Raw genomic sequence first — 18,897 nt, 5'->3', positions numbered from 1 at the left:
TATTCCAACTGGCAATAAACAAACTGCCGCAAAATGCGGCAGATTCGCAATTCAGCGAAGCGTTACAGTCGTCCCAGATCGTTGACCAGAGCTAACAACATCACTCCGACCACCAAACTGATACCGATCTGTATCCCCCAACCCTGCACCCGATCCGACAAGGGGCGACCACGCACCCACTCGACCAGATAAAACAACAGATGCCCCCCGTCCAATACTGGAATGGGCAGCAAATTCAGAACTCCAAGGCTAATACTCAGATAAGCCAGGAAATTCAGGAAATCCGCGACACCCGACTGGGCAGAAGCGCCCGCCACTTTAGCAATGGTTATCGGTCCACTCAAGTTTTTTACCGAGAGCTCGCCGAACAACATTTTCTTGAGCGATTCGAGCGTCAGCACACTCATGGTCCAAGTGCGTTTTGCACCCTCGCCAATTGCCGCCAAAGGCCCGAAGCTGACCTCGCGCACCATCGATGGCGGCCACTCGACACCTTTTACCCCGGCACCGAGGTAACCCCCGGCCGCCTTGGCTTCCCCACGAACAGCCAGGGTCACAGGGACGTCGATTTGAGCACCATCGCGCTCAACTTTCAGCACAATTTTGGTATCAGGCCGTACACGCACCAGATCCACCACCTGCTGCCAGTCGCCCAGCGCCTGACCATCGAGCGCCAACAGGCGATCGCCCGTTTTCAGACCTGCGGCCTGCGCCGGGCCTTTCGGGTCCAGCTCGGCGAGCACCGGCGGCAGGGCCGGACGCCACGGACGAATGCCCAGGGACTTGATCGGATCAGGCTCTTCTGCGCCTTTGAGCCAATGGTCCAGGGACAATTCACGCGGCGTCTCAGCGGTGGAATCCTGCTCGCGCACCACCACATTAATAGTGCCGCTCTCGCCCATGCGGCGAACCAACTGCAAATTGACAGCGCCCCAGCCGGTGGTGGGCTCGCCATCAATGGAAACAATTTCCTGACCGGCGATCAGCCCGGCCTTGGCCGCCATGCTGTCCGCTTCAACTGCGCCGATAACCGGGCGCACCTGCTGGCTGCCCATCATGGCCAAGACCCAGAAGAACACGATTGCCAAGAGGAAATTGGCGATCGGGCCGGCTGCGACAATAGCGATACGCTGACGAACGGTCTTACGGTTGAAGGATTGGTCCAACTGATCGACAGGCACCTCGCCTTCACGCTCGTCGAGCATCTTGACGTAGCCGCCCAGCGGAATGGCCGCAATCACGAATTCAGTGCCCCTACGGTCGTGCCAACGCAGCAGCGGCATGCCGAAACCGACGGAAAAGCGCAGCACCTTGACGCCGCAACGACGCGCGACCCAAAAGTGGCCGAATTCGTGAAAGGTTACCAGCACACCCAGAGCAACCAGGGTGCCGACAATCATGTAGAGCGCACTCATCTAATTTCTCCGCATTCCAATCCAGTGCCTGAGGGCTCAAACCTGCCCACAGACTAACGCGCGTTGCGGTTCAACCACTGTTGGGCCAGGGCTCGGGCCTTTGTATCGGCCTCGAACACTGCACCCAAATCATCCACTGCCACAACGGGCTCAAGGCTCAAAACGTCCTCGATGATACTCGCGATCTGCGGAAAGCGAATACGCCCATCAAGAAACGCCGCCACCGCCACCTCGTTGGCCGCATTGAGTACGGCCGGCGCACTGTTGCCCGCCTCCGCCGCTTGCCGGGCCAGACGCAGGCACGGGAAGCGCTGCTCGTCCGGCGCTTCGAAATCCAGGCGCGCAATGGCAAACAGGTCTAACGGCGCAACGCCGGAATCAATCCGCTCCGGCCAGGCCAGTGCATTGGCAATCGGCGTACGCATATCGGGGTTGCCCAGCTGGGCCAGAACCGAACCATCGACATAGTCGACCAGAGAATGAATCACACTTTGCGGGTGAATCACCACCTCGACCTGATCAGGCCGCGCATCGAACAACCAGCACGCCTCGATCAACTCCAGGCCTTTGTTCATCATGCTCGCCGAATCCACGGAGATTTTTCGCCCCATCGACCAATTTGGGTGTGCACACGCCTGATCAGGCGAGACATGCTCGAGATCAGCCAGCGGAGTTTGCCGGAAAGGGCCACCGGAAGCCGTCAGGAGAATCCGCCGCACGCCAACCTGGCTCAAGCCTCGGGCAAAATCACCGGGCATGCACTGGAAGATCGCATTGTGTTCGCTGTCCAGAGGCAGCAGCACGGCGCCACTCTTGCGCACAGCCTGCATAAAGAGCGTGCCGGACATCACCAGCGCCTCTTTATTGGCCAGCAGGATCTTTTTACCAGCATCGACGGCGGCAAGTGTCGGGCGCAACCCTGCCGCCCCAACAATGGCAGCCACCACAGTGTCGACGTCAGGATCTGCCGAGACCTGGCACAAGCCCTCCTCGCCCACCAACACGTGCGTCGCAAGGCCTGCAGACCTCAACTGGTCCTGCAAGCCGCGCGCTACCGACACCTCTGGCACAACGGCGAATCTAGGCGTATGACGCACGCACAAGGCCAGCAACTCACTCAAACGAGAGAAGCCGGTCAGCGCAAACACCTGATAGCGATCTGGATGGCGAGCAATCACATCCAGCGTGCTGAGCCCGACCGAGCCGGTTGCACCCAGCACGGTCACCTGTTGCAGGCGGCTCACGAAGCCGCCATCCACAACAGCACGGCGAAGATGGGAATGGCAGCGGTAAGGCTGTCGATTCGATCCAGCACACCGCCATGACCCGGCAGCAGGTTGCTGCTGTCCTTGATCCCGGCCTGGCGCTTGAACATGCTTTCGGTGAGGTCACCCACCACGGAGATAAACACCACAACGGCGGTGCCCAACAAGGCCAGGAGGATTTCCTTCACCGACCAGTCGCGCACTACACCGACCACCAGCGTGATCAACAACGTCAATGCCAAGCCACCGTAAACGCCTTCCCAGCTCTTGCCCGGGCTGACGGCTGGCGCCAACTTGCGTTTGCCGAACGCCCGGCCGGAAAAGTAGGCGCCGATGTCAGCGCCCCACACCAGCACCATCACCGCCATGATCAGCCAGTTGCCCATCGGCGAATTCTTGATTTCCACCAGCCCTTGCCAGGCCGGCAGCAGAATCAGAAGACCAATCACCAACTTGCTGGCCACGCTGGACCATTGGGCGCTGGTGCGCGGGTAGGTCAGCACCAGGAAGGTCGCAAGCACCCACCACAGTACCGCCGCTCCCAACACCCAAGGCACGACAATGCTCGAAAGCGTATGCATGAGAAACAGCAACAGGGCCACCACAGCGGCGTAAACCACGCGCGGCAACTGCTCGTTGAAACCGGCCAGGCGCGCCCATTCCCAAGCACCCAGGGTAACGACCAGGCCGATAAACAGCGCAAAGCCGGAACCGTCGAGCAGAAAAAAACCACACAAGGCAATCGGCAGCAGGATCAGTGCTGTGATGATTCGTTGTTTAAGCATTTAAACCCGGGCTCCAGCTTCGATCTGCTCGCTCGTTTTACCGAAGCGACGCTGACGGGAAGCGAAATCGGCCAGCGCATTGCGCATGGCATCGTGTTTGAAGTCCGGCCAGAACAGGTCGGAGAAGTACAGCTCGGTGTAGGCCAGCTGCCACAGCAGGAAATTGCTGATGCGGTGCTCACCACCGGTACGGATGCACAAGTCCGGCAACGGCAGATCACCGGTTACCAGGCAGGTTTGCAACAATTCGGGCGTAATGTCGTCAGGCCGCAGATGCCCGGCCTGCACTTCGCGGGCAAGCCGCTGTGCAGCCTGGGCGATATCCCACTGACCACCGTAGTTGGCTGCAATCTGCAGCACAAAACGGTTGGAGCCGGCGGTGATAGCCTCGGCTTCGCGCATGGCCGCTTGCAGTTCCGGATGGAACCGCGAGCGATCACCAATGATGCGCAGGCTGATGTTGTTGTCGTTGAGGCGCTTGGCCTCACGACGCAACGCCTTGAAGAACAGGTCCATCAAGGCGCTGACTTCTTCGGCGGGCCGTTGCCAGTTCTCGCTGGAGAAGGCAAACAGAGTCAACACCTCGACCTTGGCCTCGGCACACACCTCAATAACAGCGCGCACCGCATCGACACCCGCCTTATGCCCGGCGACACCCGGCATAAAGCGTTTTTTCGCCCAGCGATTATTCCCATCCATGATGATCGCGACATGGCGCGGAACCACGGAGGGCACAGTCTGCTTGGTCTTTTCCATGAAGGCGTCCTGACCCCTTATACGGCCATCAGGTCCTTTTCTTTCTCTTCCGTGGCCTTGGTGATCTGGGCCTCGGCGTCTTTGGTCAGTTTGTCGATATCAGCTACGGCGCGACGCTCTTCGTCTTCGCTGATTTCTTTGTCCTTGACCAGTTTTTTGAGGTCACCCAACGCATCACGACGAATGTTGCGCACGGCAACACGCGCATCTTCAGCAGCGCTGCGCGCCTGCTTGGTGAAGCCCTTGCGGGTTTCTTCAGTCAGGGCAGGCATGGAGATCAGCAACAACTCGCCCAGGTTGGTCGGGTTGAGGTTCAGGCCGGCGCTCTGGATGGCTTTGTCGACGGCTGCGAGCATGTTGCGCTCGAAGGCCACGACTTGCAGGGTGCGCGAGTCTTTTACGGTGATGTTGGCAACCTGGGTAATGGAGGTGTCAGTGCCGTAGTACGGCACCATCACGCTGCCCAGGATGCTTGGGTGAGCCTTACCGGTACGAATCTGGCCAAAAGCATGGGCCAGAGACTCCAGGGATTTGTGCATACGCTCTTGAGCGTCTTTCTTGATTTCGTTGATCATTGTTGGCCTTCCTCGATCAGAGTCCCTTCCGCGCCGCCGTGTACGATGTTCAGCAGGGCGCCGGGCTTGTTCATGTTAAATACGCGCAGTGGCATCTTGTGGTCACGGCACAGGCAAATAGCCGTCAGGTCCATCACGCCCAGCTTGCGATCCAGTACTTCATCGTAGGTCAGATGATCGAACTTCTCGGCATGCGGGTCTTTGAATGGGTCTGCGGTGTAGACACCGTCCACCTTGGTGGCCTTGAGCACGACGTCGGCATCGATTTCGATGGCGCGCAGGCAGGCAGCCGAGTCCGTGGTGAAGAACGGGTTGCCGGTACCGGCAGCAAAGATCACTACTTCTTTGGCGTTCAGGTGACGCATGGCTTTGCGACGATCATAGTGATCGGTCACGCCAACCATGGAAATAGCCGACATCACGATCGCCGAGATATTGGCACGCTCCAGGGCGTCACGCATTGCCAGGGCGTTCATCACAGTGGCCAGCATGCCCATGTGGTCGCCAGTCACCCGATCCATGCCGGCCGCACTCAGCGCCGCACCACGGAACAGGTTACCACCGCCAATCACCAGGCCGACCTGAACACCGATGCCGACCAATTGGCCGACTTCCAGCGCCATGCGGTCGAGCACCTTGGGATCGATCCCGAACTCTTCCGAGCCCATCAGGGCCTCGCCGCTAAGCTTGAGTAGAATGCGTTTATAGCGAGCCTGATAACCACTGCCCTGCTGAGCCATTGCGAATCTCTCCTGCGGCGTATTTTTTAAAAATTCTTGGCGAGCCGTTTACGGCTTGCGTTCACTCTAGCTGGACGCTGTCTCAGCGCCATCGGAACACGGCTTTGTAAGCCAGTTCCGAGAGGAAACCAAATAAAAATTGGTCTTCCCATTTGAAAAGAGGCTGCGCGCGTGAGCGGGCAGCCTCTTTCGGGCGACAGTTGAAAACTGTCTTATTGCTTGGCGGCAGCCAGCTGGGCAGCAACTTCTTCAGCGAAGTTGTCGACCGGCTTCTCGATGCCTTCGCCTACTTTGTAGTAAGTGAAGGAAACGATTTCAGCACCGGCTTTCTTGGCCAGTTCGCCAACCTTGATTTCAGGGTTCTTCACGAACGCCTGCTCAACCAGGCTCGCTTCAGCCAGGAACTTGCTGATACGGCCTTTGATCATGTTTTCAACGATGTTTTCTGGCTTGCCGGCGATCTTGTCAGCGTTCAGGCTCAGGAACACGGCTTTTTCGCGCTCGATTGCGTCAGCAGACACTTCCGACGGCAGCAGGAACTCTGGGTTGCTGGCCGCTACGTGCATAGCGATGTCTTTGGCCAGCTCAACGTCGCCGCCTTTGAGGGCAACCACAACGCCGATTTTGTTACCGTGCAGGTAACCGCCAACCACATCACCTTCGATGCGCGCCAGACGACGGATGTTGACGTTTTCGCCAACCTTGCCGACCAGTACCAGGCGAGCAGCTTCTTGAGCTTCGATCAACGGCTCAACAGTGGTCAGTTTGTCGGCGAACGCTTTTTCAACGCTAGCGGCAACAAATGCCTTGAAGTCGTCTTGCAGAGCCAGGAAGTCGGTCTGCGAGTTCACTTCCAGCAGAACAGCGGACTTACCGTCTTCTTTCAGAGCGATAGCGCCTTCAGCAGCTACGTTGCCTGCTTTCTTGGCAGCCTTGATGGCGCCGGAAGCACGCATGTCATCAATGGCTTTTTCGATGTCGCCGCCGGCCTTGGTCAAGGCCTTTTTGCAATCCATCATGCCTTCGCCGGTACGCTCACGCAGTTCTTTAACCAACGCTGCAGTAATCTCTGCCATTTCAAAATCCTCTTGGATAGGTTTTCAACCATTCCACCCGATCAAACGGGCGATCAATTCTTCCCGAATCACCCTTGTAGGCCGCTGCACGTTACAGAAGATGTAGCTGCGCTGCCGACAAATGGTTTTCGAGGTGGCAAAAAGGGGGCCAAGCCCCCTTTTTGCTTACTGAGTCAACGCCAGGGCGTCAGTTACTCAGCGGCAGCTACCGGAGCTTCTTCAACGAACTGCTCGGTACCGCCAGCAACGTGGTTGCGACCACGGATTACAGCGTCAGCCATCGAACCCATGTACAGCTGGATAGCGCGGATTGCGTCATCGTTGCCTGGGATGATGTAGTCAACGCCTTCCGGGCTGCTGTTGGTATCGACTACGCCGATAACAGGGATGCCCAGCTTGTTGGCTTCGGTGATCGCGATGCGCTCGTGATCAACGTCGATAACGAACAGTGCGTCAGGCAGACCGCCCATGTCCTTGATACCACCCAGGGAACGATCGAGCTTTTCCAGGTCGCGAGTGCGCATCAGCGCCTCTTTCTTGGTCAGCTTGGCGAAAGTACCGTCTTCGGCTTGCACTTCAAGGTCACGCAGACGCTTGATGGAAGCACGGATGGTTTTGAAGTTGGTCAGCATGCCGCCCAACCAGCGGTGATCGACGTACGGCGAACCGCAACGTGCTGCTTCTTCAGCAACGATCTTGCCAGCGGAACGCTTGGTGCCGACGAACAGAATCTTGTTTTTGCCCTGGGCCAGACGCTCTACGAAAGTCAGCGCTTCGTTGAACATTGGCAGGGTTTTTTCAAGGTTGATAATGTGGATCTTGTTACGCGCGCCGAAAATGTATTTACCCATTTTCGGGTTCCAGTAACGGGTCTGGTGACCGAAGTGCACACCGGCCTTCAGCATATCGCGCATGTTGACTTGGGACATGATAGTTCCTTAATAAGTCGGGTTTGGCCTCCACGTATCCCAATGACCAACCAGCGGCATTCGCCTCCGGCACCCAGGTCATCGTGTCGACACGTGTGTGGATTTAAGCTTTGCGGGGTATCCCCGGAAAGCGGCGCATTTTATACCACACGAAGGACAAAAACGAAACCCGCAATCACATTTGCCGTGATCGGCTTTTGCGTAAGCCTTTGAATAGAGCCAACATGCCCCTACCTTATAGAGAGAAGCGATCGTCAGACGCTCATGGTTTGCCGCCCGCGTCTGGTAGAATCGCGTTTTTTTGGGGCTTGTGCGAATTCTGCAACCTTTTGTCGCACGCCCGTAAACCGTATTGATTTCAGCGCGTCGCGCTAGAGAGAGCCTGTATGACCGTTACCTTGAAAACCGCCGAAGACATCGCAGGCATGCGCGTTGCCGGCAAACTGGCTGCCGACGTGCTGGAAATGATTGCCGAACACGTCAAGCCAGGCGTGACCACCGAAGCCCTGGACCGCATCTGCCACGACTATATTGTCGACGTGCAAAAAGCCATCCCTGCGCCGCTGAACTACAAGGGCTTCCCCAAGTCCATCTGCACCTCGATCAACCACGTGGTCTGCCACGGGATTCCAGGCGACAAGCCGTTGAAAGACGGCGACACCCTGAACATCGACGTGACCGTGATCAAAGACGGCTACCACGGCGACACCAGCCGCATGTTCCACGTCGGCACCGTGCCGGTCTGGGCCGAGCGCCTGTCGCAGGTCACCCAGGAATGCATGTACAAGGCCATCGAAATCGTCAAGCCCGGCTGCCGCCTGGGCGATATCGGTGAAGTGATCCAGAAGCACGCAGAAAAGAACGGCTTCTCGGTGGTCCGCGAATTCTGTGGCCATGGCATCGGCAAAGTATTCCACGAAGAACCGCAGATCCTGCATTACGGTCGCGCCGGCACCGGCATGGAACTCAAGGCGGGCATGACCTTCACCATCGAGCCGATGATCAACCAGGGCAAGGCCGACACCAAAGTGCTGGGCGACGGCTGGACCGCCATCACCAAGGACCGCAAGCTCTCGGCACAGTGGGAACACACCCTGCTGGTCACCGAAACCGGCTACGAGATCTTCACCTTGCGCGCAGACGACACGATTCCACGCGTTTCAGCGTAAAGGTTGCTTGGGTTTTCCCCCAACGGTGTTGTGACTGACTGATAGATAGAAAGGAAAGCCGATCGATGCCCCAGGTGGATCCCGAACTCTTCGACCGTGGCCAGTTCCAGGCTGAACTGGCCTTGAAGGCAAGCCCCATCTTCGCCTTCAAGAAGGCTATTCGCCAGGCCCGCGAAGTGCTCGATGCGCGCTTTCGCAGTGGCCGGGACATTCGTCGGCTGATCGAGGACCGTGCCTGGTTCGTCGACAACATCCTGCAAAAGGCCTGGGAACAGTTCAACTGGAGTGAAGACGCCGATATCGCCCTGGTGGCCGTCGGCGGCTACGGTCGCGGTGAGCTGCACCCCTACTCCGACATCGACCTGCTGATCCTGCTGGACAGCGCCGATCATGAGATCTTTCGCGATTCCATCGAGCGCTTTCTGACGCTGTTGTGGGACATCGGCCTGGAAGTCGGCCAGAGCGTTCGCTCGGTAGACGAATGCGCCGAAGAGGCGCGCGCCGACCTCACCGTCATCACCAACTTGATGGAAAGCCGCACCATTGCCGGCCCCGAGCGCCTGCGCAAACGCATGCTGGAAGTCACCAGCACCGCGCATATGTGGCCGAGCAAGGAGTTCTTCCTGGCCAAGCGTGCCGAGCAGAAAGCCCGGCACCACAAGTACAACGACACCGAATACAACCTGGAACCCAACGTCAAAGGCTCACCGGGCGGACTGCGCGATATCCAGACCATTTTGTGGGTCGCGCGTCGCCAATACGGCACCCTGAACCTGCGCGCCCTGGCCGGCGAAGGCTTTCTGGTAGAGAGCGAAAACGCCCTGCTGGCCTCGTCCCAGGAGTTCCTGTGGAAAGTGCGCTATGCCCTGCACATGCTCGCCGGGCGCTCCGAAGACCGCCTGCTGTTCGACCACCAGCGCTCCATCGCCACCCTCCTGGGGTTTGAGGGCGAGGACGCGAAGACCAGCATCGAAAGCTTCATGCAGCAGTACTACCGGGTGGTCATGAGCATCGCTCAGCTCAGCGACCTGATCATCCAGCACTTCGAAGAAGTGATCCTGGCCCCCGAAGACGAAGCACCGCCGCAGCCGATCAACTCGCGCTTCCAACTGCACGACGGCTACATCGAGGCGCGCAACGATAACGTGTTCCGCCGCACCCCGTTCGCCATGCTGGAAATCTTCGTGCTGATGGCCCAGCAGCCGGAAATCAAAGGCGTGCGCGCCGACACCATCCGCCTGCTACGGGAAAACCGTCATCTAATCGATGATGATTTTCGCAATGACATCCGCAACACCAGCCTGTTTATCGAGCTGTTCAAGTGCAAAATCGGCATCCACCGCAACCTGCGGCGCATGAACCGGTACGGCATCCTCGGGCGGTACCTGCCGGAGTTCGGCTTTATCGTCGGGCAGATGCAGCACGACCTGTTCCACATCTACACCGTAGACGCCCACACGCTGAACCTGATCAAGCACCTGCGTAAGTTGCAGTACACCCAGGTGTCAGAGAAATTCCCGCTGGCCAGCAAGCTCATGGCCAAGCTGCCCAAACCGGAACTGATCTACCTGGCCGGCCTGTACCACGACATCGGCAAGGGCCGGCATGGCGACCACTCGGAAATCGGCGCAGTCGATGCCGAGGCGTTCTGCCAGCGCCATCAACTGCCGCTGTGGGACAGCCGCCTGATCGTCTGGCTGGTACAGAACCACCTGGTGATGTCGACCACCGCCCAGCGCAAGGACTTGTCCGACCCGCAGGTGATCCACGACTTCGCCGGCATCGTCGGTGATGAAACCCGTCTCGACTATCTCTATGTGCTGACCGTCTCCGACATCAATGCCACCAACCCGACATTGTGGAACTCCTGGCGCGCCAGCCTGCTGCGCCAGCTCTACACCGAGACCAAGCGCGCGCTGCGCCGCGGCCTGGAAAACCCGGTAGACCGCGAGGAGCAGATCCGCCGCACCCAAAGCGCGGCCCTGGATATCCTGGTGCGCGGCGGCAATGACCCGGACGACGTCGAACAGCTGTGGTCGCAACTGGGCGACGATTACTTCCTGCGCCATACCGCCGGCGACGTGGCCTGGCACAGTGACGCGATCCTGCAGCAGCCTGCCGATGGTGGCCCGCTGGTACTGATCAAGGAAACCACCCAGCGCGAATTCGAAGGCGGCACGCAGATCTTCATCTATGCCCCCGACCAGCACGACTTCTTCGCCGTGACCGTGGCGGCCATGGACCAGCTCAACCTGAACATCCATGACGCGCGGGTCATCACCTCGAGCAGCCAGTTCACCCTCGACACCTACATCGTGCTCGACACCGACGGCGACTCCATCGGCGATAACCCGGTGCGCGTGAAAAAAATCCGCGAAGGCCTGACCGAAGCGCTGCGCAACCCGGACGATTACCCGACGATCATCCAGCGTCGGGTACCGCGTCAGCTCAAGCACTTTGCCTTTGCGCCTCAGGTGACCATATCCAACGACGCCCAGCGCCCGGTGACCGTGCTGGAACTCAGCGCGCCGGACCGCCCCGGCTTGCTGGCGCGCATCGGCGGGATTTTCCTGGAGTTCGACCTGTCGTTGCAGAACGCCAAGATTGCGACCCTCGGCGAGCGCGTGGAGGACGTGTTCTTCATTACCGACGCCGACAACCAGCCGCTGTCCGACCCTGAACTGTGCCGACGTTTGCAGGACGCAATCGTCCAGCAACTGAGCGTGACCCAGGAACCCGGCGTCGAGCTGACGCGGCTGACGATTTGATTTCTTAACTGTGTGAACGCGATTCATGTGGGAGCTGGCTTGCCTGCGATGCGCACGCTGCGGTGTGTCTGGTACACCGCAGCGATGCCAGCGCAGGCAAGCCAGCTCCCACAGGGTTCGTGCCCATTGCAATAGAGGCTTACATGAACAACGCCCTGAACCAGCTGCAGCCCTACCCGTTCGAGAAACTGCGCGCCCTGCTCGGCAGCGTTACGCCAAACCCGGACAAACGCCCGATTGCGCTGTCCATCGGTGAGCCCAAGCACACATCGCCGGAATTCGTTGCCAAGGCGCTGGCTGACAACCTCGACCAGATGGCCGTGTACCCGACCACGCTGGGCATTCCGGCATTGCGCGAGGCCATCGGCGCCTGGTGCGAACGCCGCTTCAACGTGCCCAAGGGTTGGCTGGACCCGGCGCGCAATATTCTGCCGGTCAACGGCACCCGTGAAGCGCTGTTTGCCTTCACCCAGACCGTGGTCAACCGCGCTGACGACGCGCTGGTAGTGAGCCCGAACCCGTTCTACCAGATCTACGAAGGCGCCGCGTTCCTGGCCGGCGCCAAGCCGCATTACCTGCCGTGCCTGGACGCCAACGGTTTCAACCCGGATTTTGACGCCGTGTCGCCGGACATCTGGAAACGCTGCCAGATCCTGTTCCTGTGCTCGCCGGGCAACCCCACCGGCGCACTGATTCCGGTCGATACCCTGAAAAAGCTCATCGCCCTGGCCGACGAGTACGACTTCGTCATCGCCGCCGACGAGTGCTACAGCGAGTTGTATTTCGACGAACAAACCCCGCCGCCCGGCCTGCTCAGTGCCTGCGTCGAGCTTGGCCGTCAGGATTTCAAACGCTGCGTGGTCTTCCACAGCCTGTCCAAGCGCTCCAACCTGCCGGGCCTGCGCTCGGGCTTTGTGGCCGGTGATGCCGACATCCTCAAGGCCTTTTTGCTGTACCGCACCTACCATGGCTGCGCGATGCCGGTGCAAACCCAACGGGCGAGCATCGCGGCCTGGCAGGATGAAGCCCACGTGCTGGCCAACCGTGACCTGTACCGCGAGAAGTTTGACGCCGTGCTGGCCATTCTCAAGCCAGTGCTGGACGTACAAAGCCCGGACGGCGGGTTTTACCTGTGGCCGAACGTGAATGGCGACGACGCCGCGTTCTGCCGTGACCTGTTCGTGGAAGAACACGTGACCGTGGTGCCAGGTTCGTACCTGTCCCGGGACGTGGACGGCGTCAACCCAGGCGCCGGGCGCGTGCGCATGGCGCTGGTTGCACCGTTGGCGGAATGCGTTGAAGCGGCCCAGCGCATTCGCGACTTCATTCAGCGCCGCCGCTGACACTTATGGGTCATTTCACATGACCCAGATTCGCCTCGCTCATGTCCAGATCCGCCAGCACTTCACGCAAAACGTCATCACCAATCTGGTGATGACGGCTCAAGCTGTACAACTCCAACCGCTGCGCTCGCAGGGCCTTGAGGCGTAATTTGCGCTCCAGCTGGTCCATCTGCAGCGCCAGCGCCTGGGCGTCGGCGGAGTCATTGAACACTTCCAACTGATGGCGATATTCCGACATCAGCCGCGCCTTGAGCTCAGTGGCCAGTGCGGCCTGGGCGGCGTCCGAGGTTTCGGTTTCGGCGGGTTCTTCCGCTTCAAGGGCATGGATCGCCGCCACGGCGGTCTTTTTCCACGCCTCGCGCACTTCGTTATGACGCTTTTCGTCGGGACTTTGCTCGATGCCGCGCAACAGCAACGGCAGCGCGATGCAAGCGGCGATCAGCGATAGCAGAATCACCCCGGCAGCGATGAAGATCAGCAGGTCGCGCTCAGGAAAGGCCTCGCCCGGCGCCAGCAGCAGGGGCACCGACATCACACCGGCCAGGGTCACCGCACCGCGTACGCCGCCGACCGTCAATAGCCAGCAGGAGCGCGCGGTCGGCACCAGGGTCAGTTCGCTTTTGCCACGCAGGCGTCGCAGTAAACCCGACAGGCGCCAGATGCTCTGCACCCAGATAAAGCGCAACACCACCAGCACCACAAAGATCGCAATCACATCCAGGCAGCGATACAGCAGGGTGGGCCACAACGTTGTCTCGTGGCTGACCACAGCCTTGATGATGTCCGGCAGTTGCAGGCCCAACAGCAGGAAGATCAGGCCATTGAAGGCAAACTCCAGCAGCGACCAGACACTGCGGTTAAGCAAGCGCGTGCTGGTCTGGCGCGGCAACAGGTCGAGCCAGCTTTGCATCATGCCCGCCGCCACCGCCGAGAGAATGCCCGATGCGCCCAGGCGCTCCGCCAATACATAGGCCGCAAACGGCAACAGCAACATGAACACCACATGCGTGGCCGGGTCATCCCAACCGCGCGCGATCATCCAGGCGCGCAAACGGCCGACCAGCCAGCTCAGCGCCACGCCAACCGCCAGACCACCCACGGCGACCAGCACAAAGGTCAGGCTGGCATCCGCCAGGGAGAACACGCCGGTCAGCGCCGCCGCCAAAGCGAACTTGAAGGTCACCAGGCCCGAGGCATCATTCATCAACGCTTCGCCCTGAAGCATGTGCATCAACGGCTTGGGCAGACGATTCTGGGCAATGGCCGACACCGCCACGGCATCCGTCGGCGATAAAACCGCCGCCAGGGCGAAGGCCACCGGCAACGGGATCGTCGGCAATATCCAATGAATGAAATAGCCAGCACCCACCACGGTGAACAGCACCAGCCCCACCGCCAACGTCAGAATCGGGCCGCGCAATCGCCAGAGCTCGCGCTTGGGCATGCGCCAGCCATCGGAGAACAACAGCGGCGGCAGGAACAGAAACAGAAACAACTCAGGGTCCAACGCCACATGCAGCCCCAGGGTGGGCCAGGCCAGCAAAGCGCCGGCGGCGATCTGCACCAGGGGTAACGGCAGAGGAATGATGCGCCCGACCAGGCGCGAAACGCTGACCAGCATCAGCAGGATAAGAACGGTGTAGGCGGTTTGCATAAAGCGGGTTTCCCGGACAATCGACTTGCAACGACATCCATCAGGCAACAGCTGGCCGTTGAAGTGCCATATTACTCGGCTATGTTAACCAGCCATGTTACGCGGCCATGCCGCGCCATGGCGTTTGCACAAAAGTCGCACTGCGCCATCAGCAAGCATGACGAGCGGCACCCAAACCTGCTGGTCATGGCATAATCCGTGACCTTTCGTTTCTACTTGGTCCAAAGGGGGGCAATTCCTTGACCGCTTCAAGCAAAACGTTGCACCTTTTCGGCATCAAAGCCTGCGACACCATGAAAAAAGCGCGCACCTGGCTCGATGAGCACGCTGTGAGCTATGAGTTTCACGACTACAAAACGGCCGGTATCGACCGCGAACACTTGACCCAATGGTGCAACGAGCACGGTTGGCAGGTGGTTTTGAACCGTGCGGGCACCACCTTTCGCAAACTCGAAGACGAACGCAAAGCCGATCTCGATCAGTCGAAAGCCATTGAATTGATGCTCGCACAACCCTCGATGATCAAGCGCCCGGTGCTCGATCTCGGAGACAGAACCCTGATTGGCTTCAAGCCAGATAGTTATTCGGCGGCCCTCAAGTAGGCCAGCCTTCCATTTTTGTAGAGGTAACAGCATGTCCAATTCCCTGTTCAGCCTGGGCTTCGGCGTCGGCACTCAGAACCGCCAAGGTGCTTGGCTGGAAGTGTTTTACGCACAACCGTTGCTCAACCCGTCGGCCGACATCGTCGCAGCCATTGCGCCGATCCTGGGCTACACCGAAGGCAACCAGGCCATCACCTTCACCGTCTCCCAGGCGCTGCAAATGGCTGACGCGCTCAAAGGCGTCGACGCTGCCCAAGCTGCCCTGCTGAGCCGCCTGGCTGAAAGCCACACCCCGCTGGTCGCCACCCTGCTGGCCGAAGACGCCGCACTGACCTCCACGCCTGAGGCCTACCTCAAGCTGCACCTGCTGTCCCATCGCCTGGTCAAGCCACACGGCCTGAGCCTGGCCGGTGTGTTCCCGCAACTGCCGAACGTGGCGTGGACCAGCCAGGGCGCGATCGACATCAATGAGCTGGCCGAACGCCAACTGGAAGCACGCCTGCGTGGCGAGCTGCTGGAAGTGTTCTCGGTGGACAAGTTCCCGAAAATGACCGACTACGTGGTCCCGGCCGGCGTGCGTATCGCTGATGCCGCGCGTATCCGCCTGGGCGCCTATGTGGGCGAAGGCACCACCGTGATGCACGAAGGCTTCGTCAACTTCAACGCCGGCACCGAAGGCCCGGGCATGATCGAAGGGCGCGTCTCCGCTGGCGTGTTCGTCGGCAAGGGTTCGGACCTGGGCGGCGGTTGCTCCACCATGGGCACCCTGTCGGGCGGCGGCAACATCGTGATCAAGGTGGGCGAAGGCTGCCTGATCGGCGCCAACGCCGGTATCGGCATCCCGTTGGGCGACCGCAATACCGTGGAGTCGGGCCTGTACGTCACCGCCGGCACCAAGGTCGCGCTGCTGGATGAGCAGAACCAACTGGTCAAAGTGGTCAAGGCGCGCGAGCTGGCCGGCCAACCGGACCTGCTGTTCCGCCGTAACTCCGAGACCGGTGCCGTGGAGTGCAAAACCCACAAATCGGCCATCGAACTGAACGAAGCGCTGCACGCTCACAACTAAGCAGCCACTCGATGCCACTAGCGGGTCGCGCCTCCGGGTCGGCCCGCTTATACGAGTCTTGAACACCATGCTTGTGCCCTCTCCCTGGCGCGCCGATTTTCCGGCCATCGCCACCCTGCAACGGCAAGACCAGACCTACCTGGACAACGCCGCCACCACGCAAAAACCCCAGGCCCTGTTGGATGCCATCAGCCATTACTACGCCAATGGCGCAGCCAATGTGCACCGTGCCCAACATTTGCCGGGCGCCCATGCGACCCAGGCGTTTGAAGACAGCCGCAGCAAGGTCGCGCAGTGGCTTAACGCAGGTGACAGCGGGCAAATCATTTTTACCCACGGCGCAACCTCTGCGCTGAACCTCCTGGCCTATGGCCTTGAGCACTTATTCAATGCGGGCGATGAAATTGTTATCAGCGCCCTGGAACACCACGCCAACCTGCTGCCCTGGCAGCAACTGGCCAAACGTCGCGCGCTCACGCTGGTGGTCTTGCCACTGGGTGACGACGGCGTGATTGACCTGCACGCCGCTGGCGAATTGATCGGCCCGCGCACGCGGGTGCTGGCGGTGAGCCAGCTTTCCAATGTGCTTGGCACCTGGCAGCCCTTGGACACCTTGTTGGCGATGGCGCGGGCACACGGCGCGCTGACCGTGGTCGACGGTGCCCAGGGCATCGTGCATGGCCGCCATAACGTGCAGACGCTGGGGTGCGACTTCTACGTGTTTTCCAGCCACAAACTGTACGGCCCGGACGGCGTCGGCGTGCTGTTTGGCCGCCACGAAGCCCTGCATCACCTGCGCCACTGGCAGTTTGGCGGCGAGATGATGCAACAGGCGGACTACCACAGCGCCAGTTTCCGCCCTGCCCCGCTGGGTTTTGAAGCGGGTACGCCACCAATCGCCAGCGTGATCGGCCTGGGTGCCAGCCTGGATTACCTGAGCTCACTGGACCCGCCCGCCGTGGTCGCCCATGAAGCGGCGCTGCACGACTATCTGCTGCGCGGCCTCAAGGCACGCAATGGCGTCCGCGTCTTGGGTTCGCCGCACGTAGCCTTGGCCAGCTTTGTGGTGGAAGGCATACACAACGCCGACCTCGCCCACCTGCTGACCGAACAGGGCATCGCCGTGCGCGCCGGCCACCATTGCGCGATGCCGTTGCTCAAGGCAATGCACTTGTCCGGGGCGATCCGCGTGTCCCTGGCGCTGTACAACGACTCCGATGACCTGGAGCGCTTCTTTGAAGCCCTCGACCAGGCGCTGGATATGTTGCGATGAGCTTGCCGGCCGAAGCCGCCGCTGCCCTGCACGCCTTTCAGGCGGTCGGCAGTTGGGAGCAGCGCGCGCGGATGCTGATGCAATGGGGCGAGCGCCTGCCAGCCTTGGCCGATGAGGACAAAGTCGACGCCAACCTGGTGCAGGGCTGCGAAAGCCTGGTGTGGTTGGTGGGGTGTCTTGAGAACGGCCATTGGCAGTTCGCCGCGAGCAGCGATGCGCGGATGATTCGCGGGTTGGTGGCGCTGCTGCTGGCGCGGGTCAATGGGCTGTCAGCGGCGCAATTGCAGGCCGTTGACCTGCCCGACTGGTTCAGTCAACTGGGGCTGTCCCGGCAGCTGTCACCTTCGCGCAGTAATGGCCTCAATGCAGTCCTGCAGCGCATGCGCGAACTAAGCCATACGCAAAACTAAATGTGGGAGCTGGCTTGCCTGCGATGCAGACACCTCGGTCAATCAATCAGACTGCGGTGATGCTATCGCAGGCAAGCCAGCTCCCACACTTTAGGCGTGTGCCGAGGGTGAGAGTTAAGTGGGCTTGACCCGCTCCGACGGCCTGCGCACCCCAGCCACAATCTTGTCCACCGCCTTGGTCGCCGCCACCATGCCAAACGTGGCCGTCACCATCATCACCGCGCCAAACCCGCCGGCGCAGTCCAGCTTCACCCCATCCCCAACGAAACTTTTTTGCAGACAAATGCTGCCGTCCGGCTTGGGATAGCGCAGCTGCTCGGTGGAAAACACGCACGGCACGCTGTAATGGCGGGTCACGGTGCGGGAGAAACCGTAATCGCGGCGCAACGTGGAGCGCACCTTCGAGGCCAGTGGGTCGTTAAAGGTGCGGTTCAGGTCGCACACCTGGATCAGCGTCGGGTCGATCTGCCCGCCGGCGCCGCCGGTGGTGATGATCTGGATCTTGCGGCGCTTGCACCAGGCAATCAGCGCAGCCTTGGCGTTGACGGCGTCGATGCAGTCGATCACGCAATCGATATTCGGCGTGATGTACTCGGCCATGGTGTCGCGAGTCACGAAGTCCGCCACCGCATGCACGGTGCAATCGGGGTTGATAGCGCGCAGGCGCTCGGCCATGACGTCGACCTTGGGCTTGCCCACGGTGCTGTCCAGCGCGTGCAACTGGCGGTTGCTGTTGCTGACGCAGACGTCGTCCAGGTCAAACAGCGAAATCTCGCCTACCCCGCAACGGGCCATGGCTTCGGCCGCCCACGAGCCTACGCCGCCGACGCCGACGATCGCCACATGGGCCGCTTTCAAGCGTTCCAGGCCTTCAATGCCATACAAGCGGGCGACGCCTGCAAACCGCGGATCTTCTGTGCTCATGACCATTACCCCAAAAACCGGCGCGCATTATGGACTACGCAGCGACAAGTTCGAAGCTTCCAGCTACAAGTAAAGAACTTAGGTGAACATTCGCGGACTAACGTCCGGCTTTTCTCTGTCTGCTGTACGCTCGGGGAAAGGCCGGTG

At 60.3% G+C, this 18,897-nt stretch carries 17 protein-coding genes; 7 read left to right on the top strand and 10 right to left on the bottom strand.

Features of this window, described 5'->3' with window-relative positions; translation table 11 throughout:
- Positions 1 to 62: 62 nt before the first annotated feature.
- The 8 genes from rseP to rpsB form a co-directional block, all read right to left on the bottom strand.
- Positions 63 to 1,415, bottom strand: a complete 1,353-nt coding sequence (rseP, locus tag ABWL43_RS06370) for a sigma E protease regulator RseP (protein ID WP_119738754.1) — start codon at positions 1,413 to 1,415, stop codon at positions 63 to 65.
- Between the two features lie 53 nt (positions 1,416 to 1,468).
- Positions 1,469 to 2,659 (bottom strand): 1-deoxy-D-xylulose-5-phosphate reductoisomerase, encoded by a 1,191-nt coding sequence (ispC, locus tag ABWL43_RS06365; RefSeq protein WP_404487220.1) that lies wholly within the window; start codon positions 2,657 to 2,659, stop codon positions 1,469 to 1,471.
- Positions 2,656 to 3,465, bottom strand: a complete 810-nt coding sequence (locus ABWL43_RS06360; protein WP_404487218.1) for a phosphatidate cytidylyltransferase — start codon at positions 3,463 to 3,465, stop codon at positions 2,656 to 2,658. Before ABWL43_RS06360 ends, ispC begins: the two co-directional genes overlap by 4 nt.
- Positions 3,466 to 4,221, bottom strand: a complete 756-nt coding sequence (gene uppS, locus ABWL43_RS06355) for a polyprenyl diphosphate synthase (protein ID WP_017137143.1) — start codon at positions 4,219 to 4,221, stop codon at positions 3,466 to 3,468.
- A gap of 17 nt (positions 4,222 to 4,238) precedes the next feature.
- Positions 4,239 to 4,796, bottom strand: coding sequence for a ribosome recycling factor (gene frr, locus ABWL43_RS06350; RefSeq protein WP_106577169.1), 558 nt, complete (start codon positions 4,794 to 4,796; stop codon positions 4,239 to 4,241).
- On the bottom strand, positions 4,793 to 5,536 hold the full coding sequence (gene pyrH, locus ABWL43_RS06345) for a UMP kinase (protein WP_003172271.1): 744 nt from the start codon (positions 5,534 to 5,536) through the stop codon (positions 4,793 to 4,795). Before pyrH ends, frr begins: the two co-directional genes overlap by 4 nt.
- 212 nt (positions 5,537 to 5,748) lie before the next feature.
- On the bottom strand, positions 5,749 to 6,612 hold the full coding sequence (gene tsf, locus ABWL43_RS06340) for a translation elongation factor Ts (protein WP_083359812.1): 864 nt from the start codon (positions 6,610 to 6,612) through the stop codon (positions 5,749 to 5,751).
- A gap of 191 nt (positions 6,613 to 6,803) precedes the next feature.
- Positions 6,804 to 7,541 carry a 30S ribosomal protein S2 gene (rpsB, locus tag ABWL43_RS06335; protein ID WP_003219330.1) on the bottom strand — a complete coding sequence of 246 codons (738 nt, stop codon included), beginning with the start codon at positions 7,539 to 7,541 and terminating at the stop codon, positions 6,804 to 6,806.
- Positions 7,542 to 7,927: 386 nt separating this feature from the next.
- On the opposite strand from rpsB, the gene map reads away from it, so the two are divergent.
- The 3 genes from map to dapC all read left to right on the top strand — a co-directional run bounded on the left by map (position 7,928) and on the right by dapC (position 12,821).
- The gene (gene map / locus ABWL43_RS06330; RefSeq protein WP_073522657.1) at positions 7,928 to 8,710 is read left to right on the top strand and encodes a type I methionyl aminopeptidase; all 783 of its coding nucleotides are present in this window, start codon (positions 7,928 to 7,930) and stop codon (positions 8,708 to 8,710) included.
- A gap of 65 nt (positions 8,711 to 8,775) precedes the next feature.
- Complete coding sequence (locus ABWL43_RS06325) at positions 8,776 to 11,478, top strand: [protein-PII] uridylyltransferase (RefSeq protein ID WP_242194295.1); 2,703 nt, start codon at positions 8,776 to 8,778, stop codon at positions 11,476 to 11,478.
- Between the two features lie 143 nt (positions 11,479 to 11,621).
- On the top strand, positions 11,622 to 12,821 hold the full coding sequence (gene dapC, locus ABWL43_RS06320; protein ID WP_145161862.1) for a succinyldiaminopimelate transaminase: 1,200 nt from the start codon (positions 11,622 to 11,624) through the stop codon (positions 12,819 to 12,821).
- Positions 12,822 to 12,831: 10 nt separating this feature from the next.
- Here the strand turns inward: dapC and ABWL43_RS06315 are convergent, their stop codons facing one another.
- A complete protein-coding gene (locus tag ABWL43_RS06315; RefSeq protein ID WP_262210438.1) occupies positions 12,832 to 14,475 on the bottom strand; it encodes a Na+/H+ antiporter in 1,644 nt (547 codons plus the stop codon).
- A 293-nt stretch (positions 14,476 to 14,768) separates the two neighbouring features.
- On the opposite strand from ABWL43_RS06315, the gene ABWL43_RS06310 reads away from it, so the two are divergent.
- The 4 genes from ABWL43_RS06310 (at position 14,769) to ABWL43_RS06295 (ending at position 17,826) form a co-directional block, all read left to right on the top strand.
- Positions 14,769 to 15,077: an arsenate reductase gene (locus ABWL43_RS06310; protein WP_231982825.1), complete on the top strand. Its 309-nt coding sequence runs from the start codon at positions 14,769 to 14,771 to the stop codon at positions 15,075 to 15,077.
- A 31-nt stretch (positions 15,078 to 15,108) separates the two neighbouring features.
- Complete coding sequence (gene dapD / locus ABWL43_RS06305; RefSeq protein ID WP_145161856.1) at positions 15,109 to 16,143, top strand: 2,3,4,5-tetrahydropyridine-2,6-dicarboxylate N-succinyltransferase; 1,035 nt, start codon at positions 15,109 to 15,111, stop codon at positions 16,141 to 16,143.
- Positions 16,144 to 16,210: 67 nt separating this feature from the next.
- Complete coding sequence (locus tag ABWL43_RS06300; protein ID WP_404487212.1) at positions 16,211 to 17,416, top strand: aminotransferase class V-fold PLP-dependent enzyme; 1,206 nt, start codon at positions 16,211 to 16,213, stop codon at positions 17,414 to 17,416.
- Positions 17,413 to 17,826 carry a SufE family protein gene (locus ABWL43_RS06295; RefSeq protein WP_404487210.1) on the top strand — a complete coding sequence of 138 codons (414 nt, stop codon included), beginning with the start codon at positions 17,413 to 17,415 and terminating at the stop codon, positions 17,824 to 17,826. The genes ABWL43_RS06300 and ABWL43_RS06295 overlap by 4 nt, the downstream gene beginning before the upstream one ends.
- A gap of 114 nt (positions 17,827 to 17,940) precedes the next feature.
- Here the strand turns inward: ABWL43_RS06295 and tcdA are convergent, their stop codons facing one another.
- Positions 17,941 to 18,750, bottom strand: coding sequence for a tRNA cyclic N6-threonylcarbamoyladenosine(37) synthase TcdA (tcdA, locus tag ABWL43_RS06290; protein WP_370879564.1), 810 nt, complete (start codon positions 18,748 to 18,750; stop codon positions 17,941 to 17,943).
- Positions 18,751 to 18,897: the final 147 nt, after the last annotated feature.

Source organism: Pseudomonas sp. HT11 (assembly GCF_044875395.1).
In the GTDB taxonomy this organism is placed as follows: domain Bacteria; phylum Pseudomonadota; class Gammaproteobacteria; order Pseudomonadales; family Pseudomonadaceae; genus Aquipseudomonas.
This window is presented reverse-complemented; position numbering and strand designations above follow the sequence as displayed.

What these genes read in the sequence shown, in the direction of transcription:
- rseP (WP_119738754.1), bottom strand. Translation starts at nt 1,415, where the DNA reads ATGAGTGCGCTCTACATGATTGTCGGCACCCTGGTTGCTCTGGGTGTG.
- ABWL43_RS06360 (WP_404487218.1), bottom strand. Translation starts at nt 3,465, where the DNA reads ATGCTTAAACAACGAATCATCACAGCACTGATCCTGCTGCCGATTGCC.
- uppS (WP_017137143.1), bottom strand. Translation starts at nt 4,221, where the DNA reads ATGGAAAAGACCAAGCAGACTGTGCCCTCCGTGGTTCCGCGCCATGTC.
- frr (WP_106577169.1), bottom strand. Translation starts at nt 4,796, where the DNA reads ATGATCAACGAAATCAAGAAAGACGCTCAAGAGCGTATGCACAAATCC.
- pyrH (WP_003172271.1), bottom strand. Translation starts at nt 5,536, where the DNA reads ATGGCTCAGCAGGGCAGTGGTTATCAGGCTCGCTATAAACGCATTCTA.
- tsf (WP_083359812.1), bottom strand. Translation starts at nt 6,612, where the DNA reads ATGGCAGAGATTACTGCAGCGTTGGTTAAAGAACTGCGTGAGCGTACC.
- rpsB (WP_003219330.1), bottom strand. Translation starts at nt 7,541, where the DNA reads ATGTCCCAAGTCAACATGCGCGATATGCTGAAGGCCGGTGTGCACTTC.
- map (WP_073522657.1), top strand. Translation starts at nt 7,928, where the DNA reads ATGACCGTTACCTTGAAAACCGCCGAAGACATCGCAGGCATGCGCGTT.
- ABWL43_RS06325 (WP_242194295.1), top strand. Translation starts at nt 8,776, where the DNA reads ATGCCCCAGGTGGATCCCGAACTCTTCGACCGTGGCCAGTTCCAGGCT.
- dapC (WP_145161862.1), top strand. Translation starts at nt 11,622, where the DNA reads ATGAACAACGCCCTGAACCAGCTGCAGCCCTACCCGTTCGAGAAACTG.
- ABWL43_RS06315 (WP_262210438.1), bottom strand. Translation starts at nt 14,475, where the DNA reads ATGCAAACCGCCTACACCGTTCTTATCCTGCTGATGCTGGTCAGCGTT.
- ABWL43_RS06310 (WP_231982825.1), top strand. Translation starts at nt 14,769, where the DNA reads ATGAAAAAAGCGCGCACCTGGCTCGATGAGCACGCTGTGAGCTATGAG.
- dapD (WP_145161856.1), top strand. Translation starts at nt 15,109, where the DNA reads ATGTCCAATTCCCTGTTCAGCCTGGGCTTCGGCGTCGGCACTCAGAAC.
- ABWL43_RS06300 (WP_404487212.1), top strand. Translation starts at nt 16,211, where the DNA reads ATGCTTGTGCCCTCTCCCTGGCGCGCCGATTTTCCGGCCATCGCCACC.
- ABWL43_RS06295 (WP_404487210.1), top strand. Translation starts at nt 17,413, where the DNA reads ATGAGCTTGCCGGCCGAAGCCGCCGCTGCCCTGCACGCCTTTCAGGCG.
- tcdA (WP_370879564.1), bottom strand. Translation starts at nt 18,750, where the DNA reads ATGAGCACAGAAGATCCGCGGTTTGCAGGCGTCGCCCGCTTGTATGGC.